Raw genomic sequence first — 1,291 nt, 5'->3', positions numbered from 1 at the left:
GAACCCGCGGGCTCGCGGCGGCGGCGCGGGCACCAGGGGCGGCGGCGCGGGCACCAGGGGCGGCAGCGTGGGAGTCGGGGACGGCGGCGCGGTGGGACGTGCCGGTTCGGCCCCGGGGGCCCGGCCGGCTCGGGTAGGAGCAGGCATCGGCTAGGACCACACCGCCGTGATGTCCCGCTGCCAGCTGTCCATCGTGAACGGGGACCGGCGCAGCAGCCGCATGGCCTCCCGTCGCTGGTCGATGGTCGGCGGGAGCGCGGTGAGCATGTCAGCGGTGTCCGCCCACACGGCGTCCGAGGCGCTCAGCGGCAGCGTCGTCACCCCGGGCAGCAGCCGGGCGATCTCGGTGACCCCGGGCAGGTCCGCGGACAGCACCGGGGTCCCCACGGACAGCGCCTCCAGGACAACGGTGGGCATGCCCTCGTGACGGGAGGTGACCAGCAGCAGCGAGCAGCCGGTGAGCAGCCGCGGGATCTCCCGGACCTCGCCGGTGAACTCGACGTGGGCGGTGACGCCGAGGCGGTCCGCGAGCGCGGCGAGCTCGGCCGTCTCGACGGGGTCCTGGCGGCCGACGACGCGCAGCCGCGCCGGCACCGACCGGGCCCGCAGCGCGGCGAGCACCTCGATCGCGCGGCCGCGGTTCTTCAGCGGGTCCGGGCGGCCGATGTGGGCGATGGTGACGGTGTCCTCATCGTGGTCGGCGGACTCCTCGGCGCGGCGGCGCGCGGCGATCGCGACACCGGAGGGCTCCAGCTCCACGCCGTTGTAGACGATGCGGCAGCGGTCGTCGAGCCGCCAGTTCTCCCGCCACAGCCCGCGCATCGCCGCCTCGCTGACCGCGACGATGTCCGTGGCGAACCGGTCGAGCAGCAGGCGGCCGACCGCACGCTGCACCCGCCCGCGCAGGCTGTCGCCGTGGCGGTCGGCGCTGCTGACGAAGTAGGCCACCCGCCGGCGCACCCCGCCGAGGCGGGCCAGCGCCAGCACCACCCCGGAGAACGTCGCCACCGCGGAGTGGACGACGTCGGGGCGCACCTCGCGCAGCAGGCGCAGGAACCGCCAGGGGAACATGAGGTCGGCCCGGCAGTAGTAGACCTCGCTGCCGAGCTCCCGGATCTCGGTGTCGAGGGAGCCGTGGGCACCGGAGGTCACGGCGAACTCGAGGCGGAACTCCTCCGGGTCGAGGCGGCGCAGCAGGTTCACGGCCCGCAGCTCCGTACCCGCTGCACGAGCTGGCCAGCGCGCTGTGGATGGCCGGGCTGGACCCGGACCTGGACCGGCGGGAGTTCTG

At 75.5% G+C, this 1,291-nt stretch carries 1 protein-coding gene; it reads right to left on the bottom strand.

Translation table 11 applies throughout. The features are described 5' to 3' along the window. Positions 1-150 precede the first annotated feature (150 nt). The coding region (locus MXD58_RS27795) for a glycosyltransferase (protein WP_250611125.1) at positions 151-1,291 on the bottom strand (1,141 nt) is incomplete at its 5' end.

The organism is Frankia sp. AgKG'84/4 (assembly GCF_023242965.2).
Lineage (GTDB): Bacteria > Actinomycetota > Actinomycetes > Frankiales > Frankiaceae > Frankia.
The sequence above is the reverse complement of the archived record's forward strand: the minus strand, read 5'-3'. Positions and strand labels throughout refer to the sequence as shown.